Origin of the sequence: Paenibacillus sp. FSL P4-0127, assembly GCF_038007325.1 — a bacterium.
GTDB lineage: Bacteria > Bacillota > Bacilli > Paenibacillales > Paenibacillaceae > Fontibacillus > Fontibacillus macerans.
In genome coordinates, this window is the sequence record NZ_JBBOWY010000001.1 from 2,173,340 (window position 1) to 2,198,371 (window position 25,032).

The following is a 25,032-nucleotide window of genomic DNA, read 5'->3' on the forward strand; positions in this document are numbered from 1 at the left end:
CGTATTATATTATCGTTTTAACTTGTACGAATAACCGAACAAGTTAAAAGAGGGAGGTATTTTATGAAGGTACTAGGTATGTTATATGGTATGGCAATAGGAGACGCGCTTGGGATGCCTTCTGAGCTGTGGAGCCGTAAAAAAGTGAAATCTCATTTTGGTAATATTACTGAATTTTTAGATGGTCCAAAAGAAAATGACGTTGCTTGTAATTTTACTAAAGGACAATTTACAGACGATACGACACAGGCACTGCTTATTTTAGATGCTTTAATTGAAAATGATTTTATTCCTTCAGACACTTTAATTGCTGAAAAACTCCTGAATTGGGCAATCCGAATCGATGCTTTTGAAAATAATATATTAGGTCCAAGTTCAAAAATGGCTCTCCTGGCAATTAAAGAAGGAAAAGATGTAGAAACATTTACGAGCAAGGCGCTTACAAACGGGGCGGCAATGAGGATTGCTCCCATTGGTGCCTTATTCTCGACAGCTCAATCTAAAGAGTTAGCGCAATACGTATATGAAGTGAGTAAAGTAACTCACTCGACTGATGTATCCATCGGCGGTGCGGCCATGATTGCCTATGCTGTAAGCGCTTCAATAGAAGACAAAAACTGGGAGCAAATTATTAAGGGAGCTCTCAATATCTATGAACTGGCTTCAATGAATGGGGCGGAAACCTTTGCGGCCTCCATTCCGGAGCGCTTGAAGCTTGGCATTGAATTTGCTGATAGATACCAGGATGACGAAGAAACTTTCACACAGAAAATTTATAATGTCATTGGTTGCGGTACAATGACAAGTGAATCAGTTCCGGCTGCACTGGCGATTGCCTATTATGCGAAAGACCCGAATCGATGTGCTTTAATCTGTGCAAACCTTGGCGGAGATACCGATACGATCGGCGCGATGGCGACTGCTATTTGCGGAGCAAAATATGGTTACGATGCGATCCGTAAAGATTGGATTGAAACCATTGATCGTGAAAATAATGTAGACTTGAAAAAATATGCTCATTTGTTAGAATCCCATAAGTCACAATTTAAAGGGGTGTAATTCATGGAGAAAGAGCAGACAATTATTCTTCAAGATGGTGAAAAAACGGGTAAACCGCGGGATTTATTTTTTATGTGGTTTGCAGCGAACATCGGAATATTAGGAATTGTATACGGTGCAATAATTGTAAACTTCCAATTAAGCTTTTTTCAGTCGATTTTAGTCGCCCTTCTCGGGCCGTTGTCTTTTGTACTGGTCGGGTATGCGAGTTTGTCCGGACGTGACAGTGGGGCGCCAACCTTCGTCATGTCCAGAGCAGCGTTCGGCTTTAAAGGTAATTTCATACCTGCTTTAGTAGGATGGTTTGGCCAAGTGGGCTGGTTATCGGTGAATGTCACGACCGGTACTTTGGTGCTCCTGTCGATCTTTAATGAATTCGGGTTAAATACAAGCACACCTTTAAAATTTATAGCCTGGTTAATCTTTGCGGGTTTGGTATTGGCGTCCGTATCGTTTAGCCAGGAAACACTGGTTAAAGCCCAAGCTTTCTTTACTTATATTTTTGGCGGCCTGACCATTATCGTACTGGCTTTCCTCATACCGAATACGGATTGGCACCATCTTTTTGGCTTGAAGTCCGGATCATGGATTTCCAGCTTCTTGCCGGCCTTGATGTTTGTCATTATAGGAACAGGACTTACTTGGACGAAGGCGGCTTCTGATTACAGTCGCTATCAAAGCAGAAAGAATTCTTCAAGATCAATTATCTTGAATGTGACCGCAGGAGCGTTCATTCCCCTATTTCTAATTATTGGAACAGGCGTTCTATTAGCGTCCAAGGTAGATGGACTAGCGAGTGCTGAAAATCCTATAGAACTAATTGGAAGCGTTTTACCGGGGTGGATGACCATTATCTATTTAATTGCCGCGCTTGGAGGAATAACTCCTATGTGCTTTATTGGACTGAAATCATCAAGACTCATTCTTGCTTCGTTTAATTTAAAGGTTAAAGACTCCACTGCCATTTCTATTCATGCTGTCCTAATCACAATTATCCCACTTTATGTACTTGTTGTTTCCAACAACTTTATGGGAAATTTCCAAACCTTTTTAAGTTACTTAGGTATTGGTTTAGCCGCATGGATAGCTATATATTTAATTGACTATACTTTCTTAAGAAGACGCGCCGGATACAGCAAATCATTGTTGGAGGATTCTTCGTTCAATCCGTTTAATGCTGGTGGTGTAATCGGCTGGATTTTAGGTGTCAGTGCGGCTTTGATCCTGAAGAATTTTATTGAATCCAGTTATTACATCCCCATTACTCTATTAATCAGTGGAGGTTACTATTACATCTCCATACGAGCGAAAATTAAACAGACGAGTGAGGTTATATATGAGAAAGATTAATCGTAATAGGGTACTGCTTATTGGAGGCGTTTTCATCGATGTGATCGCGAAAGTTCAGCACGTCCCTGAAACGGGACAGGATATTCCGGGCGAAATGATTGACCGTATCGTGGGGGGATGCGCGTATAATGTGGCCAATGTTTTAAAGCAACTGGATGTCGAATATGATCTAATGGTTCCAATCGGCAGAGGAATTCACGCTGATATTATAAAAAAGGCGTTTAACGAAGAAGGGCATAAACTGTTCATTGAAGATTCCAGCAAGGACAATGGTTGGAGCTTATCGCTTGTAGAAGAAAGCGGGGAACGTACCTTTATTACCTTTAATGGAATCGAGGAATATTGGAAAGACGAATGGTTCAGTCAGATCCATTTTGAGGATTATCGCTATATTTATTTGACGGGTTATTCCCTTGAGGGACAAAAAGCCGATGTAATTCTTAATCGATTATCTAAGAACTCATCCGGCGGAAAAATCATCTTTGATCCGTCTCCGCGCATTTCTGTCATTAAAAAGGAGCACTTGGAAAAACTTTTTGCATTAAGGCCTATTGTGCACAGCAATCTAAGTGAAATTCTGGAGCTCACCGGCGAACCGGAGCTTGAACAAGCTGTTCGAAGATTACATCAATCCACCCAGAGTGAGGTTGTTGTTACGTTAGGACCCAAGGGCTCATTTTGTTACAACGGTGAACACATGATTACTCTTGATGGGAAAAAGGTGCCTGTGGTTGACACAATAGGAGCTGGAGATGCCCATACAGGCGCATTTATTGCCTCATTGCTTCATGGTCAGTCTTTAGAAAAAGCATGCGAACAAGGGAATGAAGCAGCCGCACAAGCGGTACAGGTGCAAGGCGGAAAATTTGAGCTAAATCCGTTTTGCTAAATTAGATAGGGACGAAATTGTTGAATCATTAAATCCCAATCTCTCATTTATATAACTGAGAGGTTGGGATTTTTAATAATGGAACTACCCAGCGAAAGTTCTTGAACGGTCAACAGTTTGAGGATGTTTCCATAATTATCTATAATGGGCCTTGGATGCATGATTAAGAAGGAGACAAAAGAACAAATAATGAAAAAAGACGACTTTGGCAACCGAATGAAGGGGTATGAGAACGTTTTTAGACAAACGCTTCCTCAGCGGCTCCCGGTGATCATTCGAATCGATGGCTCCCATTTTCACACCTTTACGCGGGATATGAAAAAACCGTTCGATGAAGCGTTAATCCAAGCGTTTTGGGAGACCTGCAAGTACTTGGCGCAGAATATGATGGGCTGCAAGTTGATTTATCATCAAAGTGACGAGATATCGATTCTTTTGACCAATTATGACAAGCTAACAACACAATCCTGGTTTGAAAATAATCTGCAAAAGATGGTTTCGGTTTCGGCCTCAATGGCTACCGCAAAGTTCAATGAGGTCATTAAAGAAGCCTATCCGGATAAACCGCTGGCTACTTTTGATAGCCGGGCTTGGGTGCTTCCTCATGATGAAGTCACTAATTATTTTCTCTGGAGACAACAAGACGCGACTAAAAACAGTATTTCGATGGTGGCTCAGGCCAACTTTCCTCACGAGGAACTGCAGGGGTTGGACGGGGGAAAACTTCAGGATAAGCTGTTCTTGGAGAAAGGCATCAATTGGAACGACTTGCCCGTTTGGCAAAAACGCGGGGCATGTATCACCAAGCAGTATTTTAAAAAAGGGGAAGCGATTCGCAGCAAATGGGACGTAGACCTCAATACGCCGATTTTTAGTCAGGATAGAGAGTACATCAACCAATTCGTGTATTTATCAAAGGATGAATAATTATGGAATGTGTTATTTTCATCGGAATTCAGGCTTCCGGGAAATCAACATTTTACAAGGAAAAATTCTTTAAAACCCATATGAGGATAAACCTCGACATGTTAAGATCCAGGCATCGGGAGAATGTTTTTCTGGAAGCCTCCCTTCGTACCAGCCTGCCCTTTGTAGTGGATAATACGAATCCTGCCGTGGAGGATCGGAAAAAATATATCGAATTAGCTAAAAAACATAAATTTAAAATCGTGGGTTATTATTTTGAACCCAATTATGATTTATCGTATGAGCGAAACGAACAGAGGCAAGGGAAAGAAAAGGTCGCAGAAATAGGGATCAGAAGCACATTAAAAAAATTGCAGCCCCCTTCATATAGTGAGGGATTTGACGAGCTGTATCTAGTGAAGTCGCATAGTGATGGGTTTGTGATTGAAAAGATGACAAAGGATTGAAGGTAATGATAAGACAGAGCTATATGTTAACCAAAAAGAAATAAACGCGGAGGGGACCCGGATGGAGGAGCAACCGTTATTTAGAATCCTTGTAGATGGAAAATACGGCTTCATTAACAATAAGGGAGAAATCGTGATTCCTCCTATATACAAGATGGCAAGTGATTTCTGAGGGTTTGGCCTATGTATGGAGTTTTGATAACAAAAAGGGCTATATCAATTCGAAAAATGAACTGGCGATAGAACTAACGGGAGATCATGATTATGAGGGGAATTTTGAGAATGCGCTTGCCATTGTAGGTACAAATGGTATATACGGTTGTATAAACAAAACCGGTCAGTATGTAGTGGAGCCGATCTTTGAACGAATCATTGGGGTTAATCCCAACGGGACATTTTCAGCTTTAATCAATGGAAAAGCGGGACTATATGATCTGCAGAGTAATGCAATTATCGAGCCTGATTATTATGATTTTATTGATGCCTTTTCGGATGGATTAGCTTTTGTATCTTTAGAGGGTAAAGATGGATATATGGATGAAACAGGAAATGTAGTGATTCCTCCGCAATTTTCGTCCGTTTCCCCGTTTTCCGAAGGATTGGCCGGTGTCTCGATCGATGGAGACAAATATGGGTTTATCAATAAACTCGGGGAATTCGTAATCCCGCCCCAATACTACCAGGTTAAAGATTTTAGTGAAGGTCTGGCGGGGTTTCGCTTCAAGACAGGAGGGAAGTGGGGGTACTTGAACAGCTTGGGAGAAGCCGTGATCAGACCCAAATTTCAAACCGTGTGGGCATTCGTTGACGGATTGGCTCCGGTGGAAAGTAAAGACAGGTACGGTTATATCGACAGAAAAGGGCGATATGTTTTGAAAAATGTGTTTAATACAGCACACGAATTGAAAAGTGGACTCGGTTTGGTCACTTATGATGGCGAGTGGGGTTACATTGATCGGTACGGTCACTGGGTATATAAACCTAACCCGGGTTAACGCAGGGGCCAAAGATATGGATTTGTTGGAAGAAGGAGACTAGTCGAATGCTCAACCCCAAAAAACTCAATATAGCGTACAAAAGATACAGTAAAAATTTTGTGAATGGGATCAAGTTTGAAGATGTCAAAGAAGATTATGATGAGGACAAAAGCGAAGTCGTTGATATAGTAGAATCAAATAATACAAAAAAAGATCACATATTGCTGATCGATTTAGACTCCATAGCTTCCTATTACCTGTCCCAATGGAAAAACGACGTATTGATTACCGGCGGGAAGCGGCCGGAAGGTTTAAAGCACATGCAAATGGCCGTTTTCTATCAATGCATGGCGCAGGATCTTTATAAAGTCCGGTATCCTAAGATGATGACGGAGTATACGTTTAGAGAAGTTATCGTCGCGTTAATTCATTTCACAATGTTTGGGTGGGAGAAAGAAGAAAGTATACTCTTTGATTTTATAGTAAACCGTCTGGGCGGGAACATTCTGGACGCCGATGATCCGAACACACACGTGTGGTTTTTGATGGAGTTGTATTTGCAATATAGAAAAAAGACCGTCGCAGGAACCGATCAACACGTACATACCGTTGTGAAGCAAAAGTTGAAGGAGGCCGGACTGCCGTACGATTCGATACCGGATGACCTGGAGGTGTATCGGCACGTATTGGATCGATGGTCGACATCCGACCCAACGGAGATCGCGCAATTGATCGGCAGCATGTCATTATTCCATTCGGTGCAGGCTTCTGAAATAGGGAATTTTCATGAGTTTGGCGATTATCGATATGGATTTTATCCCTACGAAATTTTGTTCCTGATTCATGTGCGGAGAATGCAGGGCTTGCCGATTCCCGAGCACTTTGAAGATTTTTTAATGAACAACCCGGAAGCCAAAATGGAGATCAGCAACCCTGAACCTTACCCGGAGTGGGACCCGATGCTGCGTCTGATCGATCATTTCTACCGCAAGAATTACCCCGAGTATATCCCTAACCAACATGGGGAGCTGTTTCGATAATCATAGTAATCATCCTACATAATCCACCAGGAGGACTTCAGAATGTCAGAAAAAGCGCTCATCCCCCTTATTTTCGAGGAAGATCAAGACTTGTTAAATAACCCCGAGATACTGGATAAGTACTCGGACTTAGTAGATTACGGATTTGCTACGAAGCGATTTCTCTATCTCGATCATCGAGGCGAAGAGAATCAAGAGATTGTGAACTATATTTTGGATTATGAATTCGCCCATAACCTTGAATTGGCTTCCGAAGAGGAACTCGAGGAACTGGGGGAGTTCGCGTATGAATATGTGCCGGAAAAGATCAAAGAAGTGAACAAGCTTATTTCGCCCAAAGGCTACGGCTTATTCTATTATCCAACCGGCGGCGACTTCTGCGCCCTGTTTATATCTAACTTGGAGCATAAATCCAAATTGCTGGAAGTTGAAATCGTGGACGATGAATGGACGCCTATCCAGGAAAGATATATTCAGTATTTTGAATAAGTTTTGGACGGCAGAAGGTCTGAATAGATTTTGAGCTGGCTAATGCTTAATGCGGGCATAGAGGAAGTATTTAAGGATTACAAAGGCTGTCCGAAATTTTTCAGGGAAATGCTGGAGGTCCTTAAATATGGACACTGTCCTTGCGGTTGGTATGGAAGATGGCCGAAAGGCACGCTTTATGTGTATTAATCCGGAAGCGATGGACAACTTCGAAGGCTACTGGTCCACAAAAACCCTGCACAATTGAGTTTAGCTGAAATGGAGAGCATCCATAACCCATATTGCGAAACATATCGGTGCTCCCAAGCTTGTGAACCATGAAGTGACTTCCGAAATTGTATATATCGATATTTTTTTGGTGCCTGCAATAACGCAAGAAGATACTACACGTTAATTACTTCAGGATGAGCGCGTTACCGGCAAATACGGCTGACGACGAGGAGGAGTGGAAATATACCGAGCTGCTTATGTACTTACCGTCAACTTGGGATGTATCCCCGGCAGCATTAGTCGATCCCCAAAATTATTGGCCGCTTGCCTGGCTGAGGAAACTGGGGAGGTTTCCACACGAGAATAAGACATGGTTCGGGCAAGAAGATTCGATTTTTGGTAGCCGCCCCTTTTTACAACGAGGAAGTTAGCTTTTTACACCGTTATGGGTTCAATGATTTTCTGGACAAGCTGGATCAGGCTGGTTTCAGCGATGTATTGGATTTAGAGCGAGAAAACATGTGCCGATAGGAGCGTCAAACCATGGAGCATAAAGCATTTCTATTTAATACAAAAGGTTTTGAGCAGGAGCTTTGCCGTCTCATCATCGCTTGCGGCGAAAAAAACGACCCCGAGCCACTACGCGAGTTCATTACGAACCGCATGGGGCGGGTTCGCTCGGTATATACGGGGGAGCTGCTGGATCATGATTGGGAAGATGAATTTGAGGTCGGAAATGTGCAGGAACTCGCCGACTTTTCGATGACTTGTTTTTACGACCCGGAAGAGGACCACGGACTTGCGTATGCCTGGGACGATTTACTGGAGAACTTAAAAGAACTTCCTGCAAGCTTCGACCATGAGTACGTTCTGCTTGGCCGCCCGGTTGGGGCGGGAACGTTTCAACTGGATCCGGGAGGCATGGGCATGGGATTTGTTCAGGCGGATGATGTTCCATCATTACTCAAGGGCCTGATTGAATGCAGAAGCACTTTTGCGGAAAAAGGGATGTCTTCGGATGGAGCTTTGAATAAGTCCGGCTTTTCCGAGTTGATTGAAGCTTACGACGAGTTAATTCTTTTGTATAAAAAAGCGGCGGAGCACCATTTCGGACTGCTGTTTACTTTTTGAAAAGTTTACCTGCGTGCGTGACTATACAATCACCACTTCCGGCTCGGGGACAAAACCGTAGTGTTTATAAATTTCCTCCTGCACCAGTTTTATCAGGTCCAATACATCCTTTGCCTTCGCGCCTCCGCGGTTTTGAATGACGTTGCCGTGGGTAGGGGAGATGATCGCTTTGCCGCGTTCCGTGCCTTTGAGGCCCAGGCTCTCCACAAGTTTGCCGATCGGCTGTCCGATGGCGTAATTGTTTTTGAAGACCGAACCGCAGGATGGAAAAGAAAAGTGATGTTTTCCCGTCCGATCCGCGATGATTCCTTTTAACGCGGCTGAAGCCGCAGCGGAAGAGTTCGGTCTTTGTTCAAATTGCCGGATAAAATAAGCCGAGAATTCCGCCAGGCTTGAAATGCTCAGCGACGGTGCGGCCAATTGCTTGCGGCAAACGGCGATAGTGGCGGGGGCGACCGGGCGGGAGGTCATTAAATCGGCGCCGACAATCACCCAGGGATGACGCTGAAAAATCGATTTTTTGTAGGCAAACTCGCAGTCTTGCCCCGCAATCGCCTGAATTCCCCGGCCAATCGCCGTCAGGTCGATGTAGTACACCGTATCCAGGACATCGCAGATCTGGCGGTCAAAATACTTGGCATTCATGTAGATTCCGCCTCCCAGCGTGCCGGGCAGCAAAAAAGTAAACTCGAAATCCGGAAGCCCCCCATATAGTCCAAGCAGCGCCAGCAGCGACATCGGCGTACCGGCGGAAACATACAGCCGTTCTCCTTTTATATGGAAATCCACCTGCTCCCGCAGGGAAATAAATAACATTTCTTTGCTTGGCTGGTCCGGAAAGAGCAGATTGGAGCCCATGCCGAACAAATACGGCAACAAACCGCTGGCCGAAGCTTGCTCTAAAGCGGTCAGCACTTCTTCGGCCGTCTTCGGAGCGGCCAACCAGCGGGCGTCACCGCCGATATCATAAGTCGAGAAGGAAGCCAAATTTATATTTGAAACAAACAGTTCCGATTTCATTTGCACTTGAAGATTTCTCCTTTGGGTCAACAATAAAGAATCGCATACCATTATATTACGACCCGCCCCAGGATTGAAGCTTTTAACGAGAAATTTTCCGCTACCTAAGCCGTCTTATGGCTGCTCTAATGAAACAAGTCGCTGCAAGGAGGAGAGCGGCCGCTCCGAAAAGCGCGTATTTTTCGCCGAAGCTGCCTTGGGACATGGAGAACAGATACAGTTTACCGGCATATTTGTCGCCCGCCGTGTTCAAAGCGTAAAAAATAAGCGGAATCATGTAGCCAATCACGGGAACATAGCTGATTCCATAAGCGAACAGACCAAGCGCCCCGAGAAACAGCGCGCCGCAGAACGTGCCGGCAACATAGCGGACCAAAGGAAACTCGCTGCCGCTTAAAGCCATGGCGCAAGCGAAGCCGGCGATAATCCCCAGCATGAGCAGGACGGCGGTTGACAGCCGGACGAGTAAAATGCCGGTTTGCGAGACAGGCTTCGTCTCCGTCAGATCCCGGATGTCCTTGTCTTGTTCCGGTGCAAAAATCGGGACAAGCAGTACGATGCCGATCAACGCGATGAATCGCTCCAGCCGGATCGCGGCCGCCGCCGCGTCCAGATACGAAATGCCGAACAGGGCAGGCGCGAGCGCCGGAACGAGCAGGGCGAGCAGCAGATGGGGCAGCACGTTACGCTTCAGATTGGACCTTGCGATGAACGAATAGGTTTGCCAGGCCGAAGTTTTTTCCATGCAGCTTCCCCTTTCTTTTGAGCTCGTAGATTCGGCTTGCTGCCGCAACCAGCGCAAGCGCCAACAGCGTATAGCCGATCCGGTTGACCAGCAAGACGCCGATATTCGCCAAGAAAACCTCCGTATTGCCGATCGTATTATGGCGCAGCATCAGGTCGGCCCCGTATCCGCCTTCCATATGCGTTAGACCGCTGTTGAGCGCGATTATCCACCACAGCGCTTGTGCGGCGATCGCGACGGGCGAGTCCGTCAGTTCGGTCAGCAAAACGCCGACGGCGGCCGCCGCCATCAAGGTCGGCAGCAGCCAGCCGAGGCTGTATTTGATGAAGGCGAGCCGATCGATGGCGTATCCGGCGTAATCGCCCGCCGTCAGCACCGTGGCGTATCCGGCAAGGGCGAGCACAGGCAGGAACATCACCGCCACCATAGCCGCATAACGGACGAACACGACCGCCAGGGACGAAGCCCGTCTCGAATAGACGAGTTCCCGCATACGGGCCCGGCGGTCCTGCATACCCAGCGCAACCGCCACGAAAACGGGGAAAAACGCCAGCACGATGCCGAGATAATCGCAGAACAGCCGCGCGAGCGCGCCGGTTATCCGGTCTTTTTCCAAGATGACGTTGAACTCGGCCAGCGCATCTTCATATGTTTTGCGCGTTTGGCCGAACTGGATTAGGTCCGATGCGGCGTATTTAGAGCCGCCGCCGATAAGCTTGTCCGCCTGTTTCATCAGCTCTTTAAACCGCTCGTAGGTCGGCTGGCTGTCCGTCAATTGCGATACAATCGCCTTCATTTCCGCTTGCTTGGCGTCCCCGAGTTTTACGTTCTTGTAAAAACGGAAAGGAGGAGGATACGCAATATACGCGTTCGCCGCGAATTCCCCGGCCAAGCAAGCGGCCGCGCCGTTCATGATCAGCCCCGGGTCGTCGACGTATTTCATGCCGTAGCTTTCGCGCCCCGGCTGGGGCGGCTCGATTTTGGCCAGCTCCGTGCCAAGCTGCGTATATCCAAACAAGAGCAGTACCGCGACATAGATCCAGAACGTCCAAGTTTTCAGCGTCTTTTTACATTCCTTCCTGAACATAAGCCGTCCCTCCCTGATCGGTTTGGGCCCCGTGGTCGCGCATGAGCAGCATGTAGCCGTCCTCCAGGTCCGGCTCGCACGCCACCGCGTTCGCGGTCGGCTTCCGGTCGGCCAACAGCCGGACGCTGGCCTGTCCATCGAACATAGACATGCCCGTGACGACGAACGTTTCCCTAAGCCGCTCCAGTTCCGGGCGTGGTACTACCGCATTGTACACTTGGCCCGCCGCGCTGCCTGCGAGCGCCTTCACCGTTCCCCGGTACAGCAGCTGGCCGGCTTCCAGCACGGCGATCTCCTCGCAGGCCGCTTCGATGTCGCCGATGATATGCGTCGACAGCAAAACGATCCGCTCCCCGGCCAGTTCGCTCAGCAGATTGCGGAAGCGGATGCGCTCTTCCGGATCGAGCCCGGCCGTCGGCTCGTCGACGATCAGCACCTTCGGCTCGTGCAAAATCGCCTGGGCGATGCCCAGCCGTCTTTTCATGCCGCCGGACAGCGCCTTTACTTTCGTATGGCGGATGTTAATCAAATTCACCCGCTCCAGCAGCAGCGGGATTCTCTTTTTGCGGGTTTCGCGGGTTAGCCCCGATAAAACGCCGAGATAATCCATTGCCTCGTACACGCTCATATTCCCGTACATGGAAAAATCCTGCGGCAAATAGCCGATAATGCGGCGGATTTCCTTGGCGTTTTCAAGCGGGATGCCGCATACCGTCACGTCTCCGGTCTTTTTGCGGAGCAGCGTAGCCAGCGTCTTCATCAGCGTTGTTTTGCCTGCGCCGTTGCGGCCGAGCAGACCGAACATGCCTTGTCCGATCGTCAGGCTTATATTTTGCAGCGCCTGTTTTTGGCCGTAATCCTTGTTCAAGTTGTGAATTTCGATGTTCATGTTTCCCACAAAAAAACTCTCCTTCCATTAGCTTCAAGGAGAGTATATAGAATACGATTCAACTTTTTATCAACTTTCGGTTGTGCAAAGGAACTTGGCCGTTACCCTAGCGCCACCTTGCCCTCTGTTGCACCAGCTAAGCCAGCCTCCGTGTCGTTCGCACAGCGTTTTGCAAATATAGAGGCCAAGGCCGAAATGGGCGCGGCCGGGCTCCACCGCCCCTTCCCTGAAATACGGCCTGGCCGCTTCCCGCAGCGCCTCCGGCGTAAAGCCGTGCCCGTCGTCGGCCACTTCGGCGATGAGATGGGGATCTTCCAGGCACAGCCCGATTTCCACCCTTTCATGGGCAAAACGGAGGGCATTGGACAGCAAATTTTCCACCACCCGGAGAACGACCTGGGCATCTGCGCAGACAGACTCCGCGCTTATCCGGTTCACGATGCTGATCTCCACGGCCGACTGGGCCTTCAGCGCCTCGGCCGCGTCTCCGATCTGCCTGGTCAGATCGGAGACGCGGATCTTCTCCGCTCTAATCTCCACATCCTCCAATTTGTTCGTTTCGCTCATCGTATGGACGTAGCTTTCCAGCCTTAGCGTATGCCTTGAGATGGAGGATAACGTGGCAAGAAGCTTCTCCTGCCCGACTTTTCCTTCGGGAACGTACTGACAAAGGAAATCCGCATAACCCCGCAGCACGGTGAGGGGCGTCCGCAAATCATGGGCAAAGGCGGCGTTCAGGCGCTTGCGCTCCTCCATCATCCGCCACAGGCTGCGATTGTTCTCCTCCAGCGCCTGACGCATCGTTTCCAGCGAAGCGCACAGCCTGCCCATTTCGTCTTTTGAGTCGTAACGCAGGGAGAAATCCAGATCGGACTCCGCTATTTTGTGCGCTGACCGGTTGATTAGCGCGATCGGCTTTTTCAGTTTGTTGCGGTAAAACAAAAACGCGGCCAAAAGAATGCCGCCCCCGAAATATACGGGGATGGTTGCGATTTGGGCAATGTGAACGACCACGGCTTTAATCCGGTCTTGCGGGGTATATTCGAGTTTATCGACGCCGATGGACATCGGTACTTCTCTGCCGGCATCGTCTCTAAATACAGTGAAATCGTATACCTCATAGCGCTCTACAATAGCACGATCCACTTTCTCCAAAATCCCCAATGTTGCAGCAGTCAAGAACGTAGCCAGCAGCATAAAAAAAATCGTATAGATGACCAGCACCGTCCGGATCGAAAGGTTGTTCCAGAAGCGTTTTACCCGATCCATTTGTATCCGACCCCCCATACGGTTTCGATGCAGTTGGGACATTCGGCCGAAGCCAGCTTGGCGCGGATTCTGCGGATATGCTCGGCGACCACGGCGTTGTCTCCCTCGCTGTCGAAGCCCCACAGGCGCTCGTAGATCCGCTCTTTATCGAACACCTGACCGGCATTTTGGGACAAAAAGGCGATGATCTCGAATTCTTTTTTCGCCAGCGGAACCGGTTCATTGCGGTAAAAAACGGCTCGTTCGCCATAGTCGATCACGAGATCGCCTGCGAATTTCGCCTTGGAACGGGAGTGGCTCCGCTCCTCCCGCCGCAGATGCGCAGCGACTCTGGCGCCAAGCTCCTCGATGGAGAACGGTTTAACGATGTAATCGTCTCCACCCGTGCGAAATCCGATGATCTTATCGGCATCCTCCGCCTTCGCCGTTAAAAACAGAATCGGATAAGCGGCGAACCGGCGGATTTTCGCGCATACCGCAAGTCCGTCCATCTCCGGCATGTTGATGTCCAGCAGCACCAGGTCTGGGGATTTTTCCATTTGCTGTAGCGCCTCGTAACCGTTGCCCGCGGTCAGTACGGAATAACCGCCCAATTCAAAATAATCCTTCAGCAGCGCGACGATATCCGCTTCATCGTCAACGATTAGCAGTGTCTGGCTCATCTTGTTCACCTCGCACCTTTAAGCATACCATCAAGCATATCATCGAACGATCAACTTTTTATCTATAAAGTAGTTGAATTATTGATTATGTGATAGGACGGACGTGTGTGAGGGGAGCAGACGGCCAGCGTTTTTGTGGAGGTCCTGGGAATAGCGGTAAAAAAGGTCCTTATTTTCGCCCCAAAAGGGAGTACAGCAAAAATAGGGGAATTTTTTTCCTCTATTTTAGAAAGATGGGGGCAAACAGGCGCTTTTTTCTAGCTTAGCCCCCGAATAACGGAAAAAAATTCCGCTATTTTGCGCAGGAGGGGAGAAATCTCAAAATAACGACAAAAATTACCTCTATTTCCGGCAGTCTAAACCCAGAGGACTGGTTTACGCATCAGAGGACCGCCTGAGCGAATTCTCACCGTATAATTTTGCAAATAGCCTGGGGACAATAATTGCGCTGTTTTATACAAAACGCCTTGCGTATAATGATCTGCAAAGAGAGAGACTTTTGATAGTTCCAGTAAACAACCTCCATAAGTGCGAGGGAACTACCTCTTAGGAAAGCGGGTGGTGAGGCATACTTGACGAGCGCAGTTCTTCGATCCTTGCCTTGCTTCAGAAGACCAAAGCGTATATGCCGGTTCAAGAATTGATGGATAAATTCCATGTCTCCAAGCGCACCGTTTACTACGATATGGATAAAATCAATGACTGGCTGCGCGAAAGCGGGCTGGCCCCCGTCGAATACGTTCGCGGAACGGGGTTTCTGCTTCCCGACGCGTCGCGGACGCAGCTTCCGGCCAAAGCGCAAACCGTGCAGCCGCAGCAATACTATTTGTCCCGCAGCGAACGCAAAGCCTTGCTTTGTTTGCAGCTGATTTACCGGAGCGGGCCGATGTTTCTGCACGATATGGAAGAATTGCTGAAGGTTAGCCGGGGCACCGCCCATGCCGAACTGAAGCGGCTAAAAGCCGAACTTGCCGGATACGGGCTGACCCTCGAATTTGACCGTAAGCAGGGCTACTTGATCCAAGGCAATGAAAAAGACCTCAGAGCCGCTATGTCTCATTTTCTGTTCGAGCTGCTGCCGTATGGCGACTGGAATAACCTCTCCGCGACCATTGACGGATTGATCCACGCGGACCTGTTCAAAAGACATTTCCCGGCATTCCGGGAAGAGCAGATGGCTTCGGTATACGGCACGATCGTTTCCGGCGAACAATTGATCGGCATGGAGCTGACGGATGAGACGATCCTCCACCTGACGATCCGGCTCTGGCTTTCCGCCACCCGGCTCACGCAAGGCAACGCGGTCAAGATGGACAAAGAAGAAAAAGCGGCTTTACAGGAAACGCTTCAATACAAAGCAGCCGCGCAAATTGCCGAAAAGCTTGGGGAGCTTTTCCGCGTCGGCATTCCCGAAGATGAAATCTGCTACATTACCGTGTACCTGCTCGCCGCCAAGGTGAACCGGGTGGAGGTGGAGTCCGACACGCTGGAGGCCAAGCGGCTGCGCCAGGCGACAGAGGAGATGATCGGCCTTTTCGAAACAAACGGCTGCGTTTACTTCCAAGACCGGGAAGCGCTCAAGAAGCAATTGTTTCTGCATGTCAAATCGGTTTTTTATCGGACCAAATACGGACTGAACATCGAGAATCCGCTGACGGAGACGATGATGAAGGAGTACCGGGAAGTGTACGAGTTAACCCAAAAATCGATTCCGCCGTTGGAAAAGGTATTCGAAAAACCGATCAGCCGGCACGAGATAGCTTACTTGTCGATGCACTTCGGCGGGTGGCTGCGGCGGGAGCAGGCCGAGCCCGTTCCGCGGAAAAGGGCGGCGGTCGTTTGCGTCAGCGGGATTTCGGCATCACGGATGCTAAAAAATCAGCTGGAGCAGCTGTTCCCCTCGATCGACCTAACCGCCGTTCTTTCGCTCCGCGAATACGAGAAGTTCAAGGGCAAGGTTGATTTTCTGTTTTCCACCGTGCCGCTGCCCGGGAGCCCGGTTCCGGTGTTTATCTTGAACGCGATTATGAGCGATGCGGAGAAAGCGCATCTGCTGGGGCAAGTTGCCCCTTACCTTGAGCACAGAGCCGGGCAGCAGCCAGGGCTTTCCGCGCAAGCGATCGTCGAACTGGTTGGCAAACACGCAAAAATTACCGATAAGGAAGCATTGCTTGAGGATATACAACGTTATTTGACGGCGGCCAAAGGACCGCCGGCGCCGAAAGAATTCAAGCCAGCGCTGGGCGAGCTGTTGACTCCTGCGCGGATCACGATCCGGGAAGAAGTTTCCCACTGGCGGCTGGCGATCCGGGTGGCGGCCAAGCCTTTGCTGCAGGACGGCTCGATCACCGACAGGTATGTGCAGGCCATGATCGACAAGGTGAATCAATACGGCCCTTATATCGTCGCCGCGCCCGGTGTGGCCATCGCCCACGCCAGGCCGGAGGACGGGGCCGCCAGAGCTTCCATGGCGTTGCTGACCATCCGCAAAGGGGTGGCGTTCAGCAGCCAGGCCAGGCATCTCGTAAAACTGCTGGTCGTCGTTGTCGGAATGGATGGGGAATCCCATCTGAAGGCACTTTCGCAGCTGGTAAACATGCTCGTTGACGAACAGAACAGGCAGGTATTGGGGAATACTGATAAAAAAGCGGAAATCACCCGGATGATTTTACAATATTCCGCGACTTGATGGATAACCTAAGGAGGAGTTTTTGAACATGCATTTTATGGAAAAGGGCCTCATATCGCTTGATATCGAGGCAGAGGACGCGGAGCAGGCGATCCGCGCGGCCGGGCAGCTGCTGGTTGACAGCGGCGCTGCGGAAGGCAGCTACGTTGAGGCGATGGTGTCGGCATACCGCAATAACGGCCCGTATATCGTCATTGCGCCGCATATCGCTTTACCGCATGCCAAGGCGGAAAACGGCGTCCGGGAAGCTTCGGTTTCCTTCGTCCGGCTGCGGCGCCCGGTTGCGTTCGGGCATCCCGAGAACGATCCGGTGGAGCTTGTGTTCGCGCTCGGCTCTTCTTCCAGCTCGGACCACATTGCCTTGCTGCGCAGACTGACCACCCTGCTCAATGATCCGGCTAACGTAGAAGCGCTTAAAGAAGCCAAAACCGCCGAGGAGATCGAGTCGATCATCCAATGATAACGACCGGAAGTCCGGCAGCGGAAGAAACTATATTACGGGAGGAATCAGCATGAAAATTTTATGTGTTTGCGGGTTAGGACAAGGAACGAGTTTGATTTTGCGGATGAACGTGGAATCGGTTTTAAAAGAGATGGGCGTTCAGGCGGATGTGGAGCATACGGACGTATCCACCGCTTCCGGCATGCCGGCCGATTACATTATCACCAGCAATGAGCTGGCGCAAAGCCTGCAAGGGCACGCGGGCAAAATCGTGATCGTCAACAATTACTTTGATTTGAAGGAAATTGAACAAAACTTGAAAGAAGCCATGTAAAAATGAGCCTATGCTTCCGAAGCGAAGCGAGTTTTGTTCGAAGTTTGTAAGGAAGTAACGCTCACAAAACTTTTAGGGGGATGGCTCCATGAACGTTATTTTTTGGATAGCCAACAATATTTTCGGAACGCCGGCGATTCTTCTTGGATTCATCGTGCTAATCGGTCTGCTGCTGCAGAAAAAAACGACCAGCCAGGTAATCAGCGGCACGTTTAAAGCGGTGATCGGCTTTCTGATCATTTCGGCCGGCTCCGGCGTCATCGTCGGCGCGCTAAACGTGTTTGAACCGATGTGGAAGGAAGTTTTCGGTCTGCAATCGGTGAGCTTGGGCCAATTTCTCGGCCAGGAGGCGTTTAACGCCAAATTCGGCAGCTCCGTGACCATGGCGATGCTGCTCGGTTTTCTGATTAACGTGCTGCTGGCCCGGTTCACCAGGTTCAAATACATTTACCTGACCGGGCACATGATGTTCTGGACCGCCACCATTTTTGCCGGGATCGTCGTTCATACGGCGGGAGGAGCGGTCCCTCAATGGAAGCTTGTGCTTTTCCTGGCGGTTATCCTGGGGCTCTACTGGACGTTCCAGCCGGCGCTGACGCAGCCGTTTATGCGCAAAATCACCGGCAACGACAATATCGCCCTCGGCCACACCTCGGCTTCGGTTGCTTTGCTGGGCGCCTTGTTCGGCAAATGGTTCGGCAACAGAGAGAACGATTCGGAAAAAATCAAAGTGCCGAAAGGGCTTGAATTTCTGCGCGATTCCAACGTCATTACGGCGCTTAGCATGGGTGTCCTGTTCTTTATCGGCGCGATCATCATCTCCATAAAAGGGACGCCCGGGGCCCAGGAATTGATCGCCAAGGCGGGAGAACAAAACTTCATCATGTACTCGATCATTCAGTCGCTCACGTTTGCCGGCGGGATTGCGATCGTGCTGCTGGGGGTACGGATGTTCATCGGGGAACTGGTTCCGGCGTTTAACGGGATCGCGACCAAAATCGTACCCGGCGCCAAACCGGCGCTCGATTCTCCCGTCACCTATCCTTATGCGCCCAACGCGGTCATTCTCGGCTTTATCGGAGCGTTTGCCGGCGCGTTGATCTGGCTCGTTGTGCTTGGCAATACCGTGGCTTATATTTTCGTGCCGACGATGATCGTTCTGTTCTTCCACGGCGCCACCGCGGGCGTGTTCGGCAACTCGACCGGCGGGGTGCGCGGCGCGCTGATGGCCGGATTTATCACGGCGACCATCGTCGCCTGGGGCCAATTCATTATGGTCCGCTATCTGATCTCCTCGACCGTACCGGATACGGCGATGTGGGCGGCCGATTCCGATATGTTCATTCTTGGACCGATCATTCGGCTGTTGGCCGGGCTGCTGTTCTAAAGATTACACATAAATTGGGAGGAACATCACCATGACTTTCGTACGAACGCTTGACGCGGACATCGCCCCGGAACAGATGGGGTTCACCTATTCCCACGAGCATATCGTGTGCCGCCCGGCCCATTGGTCGGAGCGCGGCGAGGACGACTTATTGCTGGACGATCCGGAAAAATCCAAACTCGATGTGCTCGATTTTAAAAAACACGGCGGCCAGACGATCGTCGACGCGACGGCGGTCGATTACGGCCGGGATGTGCCGGCGGTCCACCATATTATGAAGGAAACCGGGGTGCGCATCATCGGTACCGCCGGCTTCAACAAAAGCTTTCTCTGGGACGCGAAGGTCAAAGACGAGCTGAAGCCGATCATCGGGAGCTATGAGACCTACTATGAATGGATCGAGGCCAAAAGCATCAACGAGCTTACCGATTTTGTCGTCCGCGAGGTGGAGGAAGGGCTCGAGGGCACGCCGTTCAAAGCCGGCCAGGTTAAATTCGGCACGGGTTACAACCGGATTACGCCGCTGGAGGAAAAAACGCTGCGCGCCGTCGCCCGCGCCCATCATGAGACCAAGGCACCGATCCATTCGCATACCGAGGTTGGCACGATGGGGCTGGAGCAAATCGAGCTTTTGCGCAGCGAAAACATAAACTTAAGCTACCTTAGCCTGGGCCATATGGACCGCAATCCGGACCCGTACTACCATGAGCAAATCGCCAAAACCGGCGCCTTCCTGTCCTTCGACGGCATCGCCAAAATCAAATACGCGCCCGAAAGCACGCGGATCAGCCTGATTCTCGAACTCGTCAAAAAAGGTTATGAGGACCAGATTCTGGTCAGCGGGGACACGGCCCGCAAAACCTACTACAAGCATTACGACTATGGGCCGGGGCTGGAATATATTATCGCCAAGTGGGTGCCGCGGTTTATTGATGAAGCCGACCGGGCCGGCTTTGACGGGCAGCAGCTGATCCATAAGTTTTTCGTGGCGAATCCGGCAAGATGTTTTGCCTTTAAAAAGTAGGGGGGCGCGACAGGATGATTTTTCAAGACGAAAACGCCTTCGACATCGCGGAGAAAATCAAGCGCATGCCCTGCGCCATCCTGCCGATCGGGGCGGTAGAGGCGCATGGCCCCCATCTGCCTTTGGGCACGGACAATCTGCTGGCCGAGCGGCTCGCTCGCCGGCTGGCGGAGCGGACGGAGAGCTTCGTGCTCCCCACGCTTCCTTACGGCCAGGTGTGGAGCCTGCAAAATTTCCCCGGCAGCATCAACGTCTCCAACGAAGCGCTGATCCGGATGCTGTATGACATCGGGGAAAGCCTGTACCGCCAGGGCCTGCGCATTTACGTGATGCTGAACGGGCATCTCGGCAACGCGGTGGCGCTGAAGGAGGCGGCCCGTCTGCTCTACAAAGATTACCCGGAGCTGAAAGTGTATTATTTCTTTTATCCCGGGTCAAAGCAGGCGATCGAGCGGGTGCGGGAAACCCCGGCTTCGCACGCTTCCTATTTTCACGCCTGCGAGCTGGAAACCTCGTATATGCTTTATTTGGCCGGCGAGTATGTGAACATGGACAAGGCGCTGAACGACGTTCCGAACATCGGGATCGAGGCCGATTGCACCCCGACGCCATGGGAGGAATTCACCGCGACGGCCGTGCTCGGCAATGCGGCGATCGCCACCAAGGAAAAAGGCGAAGCGGTCATTGAAGCGACTTTGAACACGATGACGGCCATGATCGAGGGGGCCAAGCAGCGATTACAAAGCGGGAAGGAGCAGTGATTGCCGATGCTGCATACTTATTTTGACCATATCCGCCGCATTTTGCAGCAAGTCGAGGAGCGGGAGGCGGAGCAAATCGGCCAGGCAGCCCGCAGGACCGCGGAAACGATTATGGACGGCGGCATCATCCATCTGTTTGGCTGCGGGCACTCGCATATTTTGACCGAGGAAGTGTTCTACCGGGCCGGCGGGCTGGTGCCGATTCACCCGATATTCGTGGAAAAGCTGATGCTGCATGAGGGAGCGGTCCGTTCCTCCGAGCTGGAACGCCAGAACGGGCTGGCCGAGGAGTTCATGCACGGGCAGGATATCCGGCCGGGCGAGGTGATGTTCGTGCTGTCGACCTCCGGCCGCAATCCGGTTCCGGTCGACGCGGCGCAAATCGCCAAGCAAAAGGGCGCGTTCACGATCGGCATCACTTCGCTGGAATATTCGCAAAGCCAGCCGTCCCGGCACGTGAGCGGCAAGCATTTGTTCAATTCCGTCGATCTCGTCATCGACAATTATTCGGTGAGGGGCGACGCCGTGCTGACCCACCCGGACTTGGCGACCCCGTTCACGCCGACTTCTACGGTGATCGGGGCGGCGATCCTCAACGGCATCTTCGCCGAGGCGATTCGCTATATGATCGAGCGGGGCTACGAGCCGCCCGTTTATTTAAGCGGCAATATCGACGGCGCCGACGATCACAACCGGCGGCTGATCGAGCGCTACCGGGACAGAATCCCGCTGCTTTCCTAAGCGGGGATACACAGGACGCAAAATATCCTTTACCAAAGGGCTTGTTTCTACTTGATAGTTAAGTAGGCAAGCCTTTTCTTTGTTATGGCTGCATTATTTGATAAAATGAAAGCGTTCAACCAGCTACTTGTAGTGTTAAGCTGAAAAATCCCCAGCCTTCAAAAATAGCGGAACGTTATGAAATGGGGATATCGCAGAAATAGCGACATTTTTTTCCGTTAGTACTCCCCCAAGTTTTTTCAACAGGTAAGATAGCTCCAACTTTACTGTTTGTCGGTATTCTTAAAATTTATAATGAACCGCAGGTGAGCGAAGTTGATTATTAGCGCCAGCAGAAGAACGGATATCCCGGCCTTTTTCGGAGATTGGTTTATGCGCAGAATTGCCGATGGGTATTTTCACCGGATGAATCCGTTTAATTACAAGCAGGTAACGGCCTTTAGCTTATTGCCCGAAGACGTGGACGGCATGGTGTTTTGGACCAAAAATCCCAAACCGTTCATGAGGCACTTGTCACAATTGGACGATAAAGGCTACATGTACTATTTTCAATACACACTAAATGATTATCCGGAAATTTTCGAGCCTAATTTGCTCCCCGTTGCGAGCCGCGTGGACTATTTCCGCGAGTTAAGCGAGCGGCTTGGGGCCAACCGGGTTATCTGGAGGTACGATCCGATCATCATCAGCAATGTCACCCCGGTGGGGTACCATTTTGAACGTATGGAACGTTTAGCCGCCCAACTGGAGGGGTACACCTATCGATTGGTGATAAGTTTTATGGATTATTACGGGAAAACGGTGGCGAGATTCAAGAAACTGCAGCAAAACCATGCGGTGTTATGCACCGATATTACTTTGCCCGATTATAGAGAACAACTGGACGAATTTGCCGCAAACATAAGCCGCATTGGCGCCGCTCACGGTATTTCCGTGGAGACTTGCTCGGAAGCCGCCGATTTGGATCACTGCGGAATTCGTCACGGCAGCTGTATTGATGCCCGGCTCCTCTCGAACATCATCGGGCGGGATATAGCCTCTGTCAAAGATAAAAATCAGCGGGATACTTGTCTTTGCACCGCAGCGGTGGACGTGGGCATGTACAATACGTGCAGGTTTAACTGCCAGTACTGTTACGCGGTTCAAAGCGAAAATGCCGTAGCCAAAACTTTGCAAAATCATATCATCGACAGCCCGTCTCTAATTTATAAATACAGTGAGGATTTGAAAATTCACAACAAAAAGACGTCGAATTAAGACTCAAGCTAATAATCAGTGCTCGACAGTCAAGCCGGCAACCAATCGCGGCAAGAAGTGTCGGAAGGGCGTTGAAGCTTGAGGGGCGTTGAAAGCTTGAGGACAGGGAAGGCCGGCGGGTTGGTCGGCAGATTAACACCCGCTGCCCGGACTCTTTGCACGATTATCCCGTTTGATCAGAAAGCAAAGAAGCAGATAAATTCAGGAGAATGAGATATATGTGTGAGAAGTAGATATGTTTGGGAGAAGAAGATATGTTCGAGATCTTTAGAAGGTTTAGGAGAAGGAGTAGGAGAAGTGAAGCAGACCTGACGGGAGGAATGGGGCAAGATGCTTCAGTCCCAAGGCTATATATGTACTCTTCATAAATAACCGCTTCATTTTTTCCTTATTCTCTTTTTTCTTTATCCCGTACACAGCCTTCCCACTGCCCTCTGAACGAAAGGGATAATTGTGCAAGGCAGCATGCAAGGACACAAAGACACGAACGCTATAGACAGCCACCTCATCATGTCCAATAATGCGATGGAGGAATTGCCACAGCCTTTTCGCTTCCCGTATGGGGCGGAAGGGCTGTTATTTTTGCTGGAGTCCGTATTGGTGATATACAATATAAAAATACAGAAAGGAGATTTTGAAGTGATCATAGACGACCCGATTTTTGGCGAGCTCGAATTTAATTATATTTGGTCAAAAGACATGACTATTGATTTTTTGGGGAAACAAACCGAAATAGCCCTTATAGTTGATGGAGATGAGGATGGTAAGTTTGGGGAAGAACAATATGAGGTCTATACCTCGCTTATGCGTGACTGGGACAACATACAACACCGCGTGTTGCAGCCGATTTTGGACTATTACATAGAAAGAAGACAAGAGCTTGGTTATGATGTTGGATTTAATGAAGGTTACGTCATTGAAGTGGGATTCCAGGATGTGGTGATGTGAAAGTTAGCATATTAAGAAAGAAGTTGTGATTCGGATGAAATACAAATTAATATGCGGGTTGTTTTTGCTAATATTGTTAGTTGCCTGTAATGCCGGCCGAAGTAAAGAAAATATGGTTGTTGAGCCCAAAGCTCCGGCAAAAATCGAATTGCAAAATTATCAGGGATCATGGACAGATAAAGATTTTAATCAATACACGTGCAGTGATTGTCTAAATAGCGTAGAGATATTCGTGAATGAAAATCGCGAAAATGAAGGGACGATTAGCATATTCTTATATAATCCAGGCAGAGTGACGGATTCAACGGCTGATTTTCAGTTGATGGGTAACAAGGCTGATTTTATATTTGATGATGACGCGGGAAAGGGGAAGGGAACCGTTACTTTTTTAGAAGATGAAATACATATTCGGCTAAGCTTGAAGCAAGCGATTGATGAGTTGAATGAAGTATATGATAAGGAGAGAATACTCGTTAGGGATCCTTATCAGGGATTAAAACGATACGATCCTCTCGAGCTTACTAAAGATTATTTACATTTGAAGGATACAAGTCTTCTAGAGCTTAACAGCAGTGCGGAATACAACGAAGAACTGGAAGCCGGCCCGGAAATCGAGATCGTGAATAAAAAAGATGAATCGGGCAAGGTAATAGAAATGTACCAAGTGAACACGTTGAATAAAAAAATTGAAGAGCTGGAGATGTGAGTTTTTTTAAAACTGGCGGTGAAGGATGAATCGGATCGCTCGCGTTGCTCACTGTATATTAAACTTATTGTAGCAGATAGGGTATAGGAACTTTGTAATATTCCAAATTGATTTTTATCTTTATTCCTGGAGGCGCTTATGGAAATAGATTTAAAACGAGCCAGACTCGAAGAATTAAGCGATATCGCCTATGAGGTGCATTTGGGACAATCTCAAACGTTTAATTATCTTGATATAATGATCTTGAAATTTATAGGGGAATACGGGTACGGGTCCAGCGGCAATACGGATGCCGCGTTTATGCGGGCGATCGGGAAGGCGTGTTTATCGGCGTGGGAGCCTGCGGCGTTGATTTTTGATTTCAGCGCTTGACGTACGCTTGGGGGGGACAGGCTCATGCAAGTTTTTGACATCGGCGCCGATATATATTTGGACGCCCCGTTTCCAATGGCGCTCATCGTTGGGGAGGGCTGTGAAGAAGGCATTAGAACACTGCTGTTAGGTACGGAAAGCCACAAGACGATTGAAGAGACAGCTGGGTTTTCAAAGAGTT

At 49.5% G+C, this 25,032-nt stretch carries 27 protein-coding genes and 1 pseudogene; 22 read left to right on the top strand and 6 right to left on the bottom strand.

The annotated features are described in order from the left end of the window. The first annotated feature begins 63 nt into the window (after positions 1-63). The 11 genes and pseudogenes from NYE74_RS09675 to NYE74_RS09715 all read left to right on the top strand — a co-directional run bounded on the left by NYE74_RS09675 (position 64) and on the right by NYE74_RS09715 (position 8,518). Positions 64-1,059: an ADP-ribosylglycohydrolase family protein gene (locus NYE74_RS09675; protein WP_036619921.1), complete on the top strand. Its 996-nt coding sequence runs from the start codon at positions 64-66 to the stop codon at positions 1,057-1,059. A 3-nt stretch (positions 1,060-1,062) separates the two neighbouring features. Next, positions 1,063-2,409, top strand: coding sequence for a purine-cytosine permease family protein (locus NYE74_RS09680; RefSeq protein ID WP_036619923.1), 1,347 nt, complete (start codon positions 1,063-1,065; stop codon positions 2,407-2,409). Further along, the gene (locus NYE74_RS09685) at positions 2,396-3,298 is read left to right on the top strand and encodes a PfkB family carbohydrate kinase (RefSeq protein ID WP_213510597.1); all 903 of its coding nucleotides are present in this window, start codon (positions 2,396-2,398) and stop codon (positions 3,296-3,298) included. Before NYE74_RS09680 ends, NYE74_RS09685 begins: the two co-directional genes overlap by 14 nt. 189 nt (positions 3,299-3,487) lie before the next feature. Further along, positions 3,488-4,225: a tRNA(His) guanylyltransferase Thg1 family protein gene (locus tag NYE74_RS09690; protein WP_341004762.1), complete on the top strand. Its 738-nt coding sequence runs from the start codon at positions 3,488-3,490 to the stop codon at positions 4,223-4,225. A gap of 2 nt (positions 4,226-4,227) precedes the next feature. Next, a complete protein-coding gene (locus NYE74_RS09695) occupies positions 4,228-4,671 on the top strand; it encodes an ATP-binding protein (protein ID WP_036619927.1) in 444 nt (147 codons plus the stop codon). A gap of 61 nt (positions 4,672-4,732) precedes the next feature. After that, positions 4,733-4,843, top strand: coding sequence for a WG repeat-containing protein (locus NYE74_RS33305; protein WP_082207681.1), 111 nt, complete (start codon positions 4,733-4,735; stop codon positions 4,841-4,843). Between the two features lie 4 nt (positions 4,844-4,847). Next, positions 4,848-5,666, top strand: coding sequence for a WG repeat-containing protein (locus NYE74_RS09700; RefSeq protein ID WP_341004763.1), 819 nt, complete (start codon positions 4,848-4,850; stop codon positions 5,664-5,666). Between the two features lie 47 nt (positions 5,667-5,713). Then, positions 5,714-6,688 carry a hypothetical protein gene (locus NYE74_RS09705; protein WP_036619929.1) on the top strand — a complete coding sequence of 325 codons (975 nt, stop codon included), beginning with the start codon at positions 5,714-5,716 and terminating at the stop codon, positions 6,686-6,688. Between the two features lie 42 nt (positions 6,689-6,730). Then, positions 6,731-7,177, top strand: a complete 447-nt coding sequence (locus tag NYE74_RS09710) for a DUF6630 family protein (protein WP_036619932.1) — start codon at positions 6,731-6,733, stop codon at positions 7,175-7,177. A 404-nt stretch (positions 7,178-7,581) separates the two neighbouring features. Further along, positions 7,582-7,918 (top strand): annotated as a pseudogene (locus NYE74_RS33310) (suppressor of fused domain protein). Positions 7,919-7,930: 12 nt separating this feature from the next. Beyond that, a complete protein-coding gene (locus tag NYE74_RS09715; protein WP_155619567.1) occupies positions 7,931-8,518 on the top strand; it encodes a hypothetical protein in 588 nt (195 codons plus the stop codon). A gap of 21 nt (positions 8,519-8,539) precedes the next feature. Here the strand turns inward: NYE74_RS09715 and NYE74_RS09720 are convergent, their stop codons facing one another. The 6 genes from NYE74_RS09720 to NYE74_RS09745 form a co-directional block, all read right to left on the bottom strand. Further along, a complete protein-coding gene (locus NYE74_RS09720; RefSeq protein ID WP_341005308.1) occupies positions 8,540-9,538 on the bottom strand; it encodes a UDP-N-acetylmuramate dehydrogenase in 999 nt (332 codons plus the stop codon). A 100-nt stretch (positions 9,539-9,638) separates the two neighbouring features. Then, positions 9,639-10,283 carry a hypothetical protein gene (locus NYE74_RS09725; protein WP_036619933.1) on the bottom strand — a complete coding sequence of 215 codons (645 nt, stop codon included), beginning with the start codon at positions 10,281-10,283 and terminating at the stop codon, positions 9,639-9,641. Then, positions 10,222-11,370 (bottom strand): ABC transporter permease, encoded by a 1,149-nt coding sequence (locus NYE74_RS09730; RefSeq protein ID WP_278738031.1) that lies wholly within the window; start codon positions 11,368-11,370, stop codon positions 10,222-10,224. The genes NYE74_RS09725 and NYE74_RS09730 overlap by 62 nt, the downstream gene beginning before the upstream one ends. Beyond that, a complete protein-coding gene (locus NYE74_RS09735) occupies positions 11,351-12,259 on the bottom strand; it encodes an ABC transporter ATP-binding protein (RefSeq protein ID WP_036627592.1) in 909 nt (302 codons plus the stop codon). Before NYE74_RS09735 ends, NYE74_RS09730 begins: the two co-directional genes overlap by 20 nt. A 69-nt stretch (positions 12,260-12,328) precedes the next feature. Next, complete coding sequence (locus NYE74_RS09740) at positions 12,329-13,528, bottom strand: HAMP domain-containing sensor histidine kinase (protein ID WP_170180030.1); 1,200 nt, start codon at positions 13,526-13,528, stop codon at positions 12,329-12,331. After that, positions 13,516-14,190 (bottom strand): response regulator transcription factor, encoded by a 675-nt coding sequence (locus tag NYE74_RS09745; RefSeq protein WP_124333174.1) that lies wholly within the window; start codon positions 14,188-14,190, stop codon positions 13,516-13,518. Before NYE74_RS09745 ends, NYE74_RS09740 begins: the two co-directional genes overlap by 13 nt. Positions 14,191-14,782: 592 nt before the next feature. Here NYE74_RS09745 and NYE74_RS09750 point away from each other — a divergent pair. The 11 genes from NYE74_RS09750 to NYE74_RS09800 all read left to right on the top strand — a co-directional run bounded on the left by NYE74_RS09750 (position 14,783) and on the right by NYE74_RS09800 (position 24,851). Next, positions 14,783-16,879: a BglG family transcription antiterminator gene (locus NYE74_RS09750; protein WP_283776253.1), complete on the top strand. Its 2,097-nt coding sequence runs from the start codon at positions 14,783-14,785 to the stop codon at positions 16,877-16,879. 28 nt (positions 16,880-16,907) lie between these two features. Then, on the top strand, positions 16,908-17,339 hold the full coding sequence (locus NYE74_RS09755) for a PTS sugar transporter subunit IIA (protein ID WP_036619947.1): 432 nt from the start codon (positions 16,908-16,910) through the stop codon (positions 17,337-17,339). Between the two features lie 52 nt (positions 17,340-17,391). Continuing rightward, complete coding sequence (locus NYE74_RS09760; RefSeq protein ID WP_036619949.1) at positions 17,392-17,655, top strand: PTS sugar transporter subunit IIB; 264 nt, start codon at positions 17,392-17,394, stop codon at positions 17,653-17,655. Positions 17,656-17,743: 88 nt separating this feature from the next. Continuing rightward, positions 17,744-19,042, top strand: coding sequence for a PTS ascorbate transporter subunit IIC (locus NYE74_RS09765; protein WP_316561478.1), 1,299 nt, complete (start codon positions 17,744-17,746; stop codon positions 19,040-19,042). A 31-nt stretch (positions 19,043-19,073) separates the two neighbouring features. After that, the gene (locus NYE74_RS09770) at positions 19,074-20,066 is read left to right on the top strand and encodes a phosphotriesterase family protein (RefSeq protein ID WP_036619955.1); all 993 of its coding nucleotides are present in this window, start codon (positions 19,074-19,076) and stop codon (positions 20,064-20,066) included. 14 nt (positions 20,067-20,080) lie between these two features. Next, the gene (locus tag NYE74_RS09775) at positions 20,081-20,827 is read left to right on the top strand and encodes a creatininase family protein (protein ID WP_036619958.1); all 747 of its coding nucleotides are present in this window, start codon (positions 20,081-20,083) and stop codon (positions 20,825-20,827) included. A gap of 6 nt (positions 20,828-20,833) precedes the next feature. Continuing rightward, positions 20,834-21,568 carry an SIS domain-containing protein gene (locus NYE74_RS09780; RefSeq protein WP_124333172.1) on the top strand — a complete coding sequence of 245 codons (735 nt, stop codon included), beginning with the start codon at positions 20,834-20,836 and terminating at the stop codon, positions 21,566-21,568. Positions 21,569-21,883: 315 nt separating this feature from the next. Continuing rightward, positions 21,884-22,825, top strand: a complete 942-nt coding sequence (locus tag NYE74_RS09785; RefSeq protein ID WP_341004764.1) for a DUF1848 domain-containing protein — start codon at positions 21,884-21,886, stop codon at positions 22,823-22,825. A gap of 453 nt (positions 22,826-23,278) precedes the next feature. Then, positions 23,279-23,773 carry a DUF6985 domain-containing protein gene (locus NYE74_RS09790; protein ID WP_127463412.1) on the top strand — a complete coding sequence of 165 codons (495 nt, stop codon included), beginning with the start codon at positions 23,279-23,281 and terminating at the stop codon, positions 23,771-23,773. A gap of 34 nt (positions 23,774-23,807) precedes the next feature. Beyond that, on the top strand, positions 23,808-24,479 hold the full coding sequence (locus NYE74_RS09795; RefSeq protein WP_036619965.1) for a hypothetical protein: 672 nt from the start codon (positions 23,808-23,810) through the stop codon (positions 24,477-24,479). Positions 24,480-24,617: 138 nt separating this feature from the next. Further along, positions 24,618-24,851, top strand: coding sequence for a hypothetical protein (locus NYE74_RS09800; protein ID WP_036619966.1), 234 nt, complete (start codon positions 24,618-24,620; stop codon positions 24,849-24,851). The last annotated feature ends 181 nt before the right edge of the window (positions 24,852-25,032 follow it).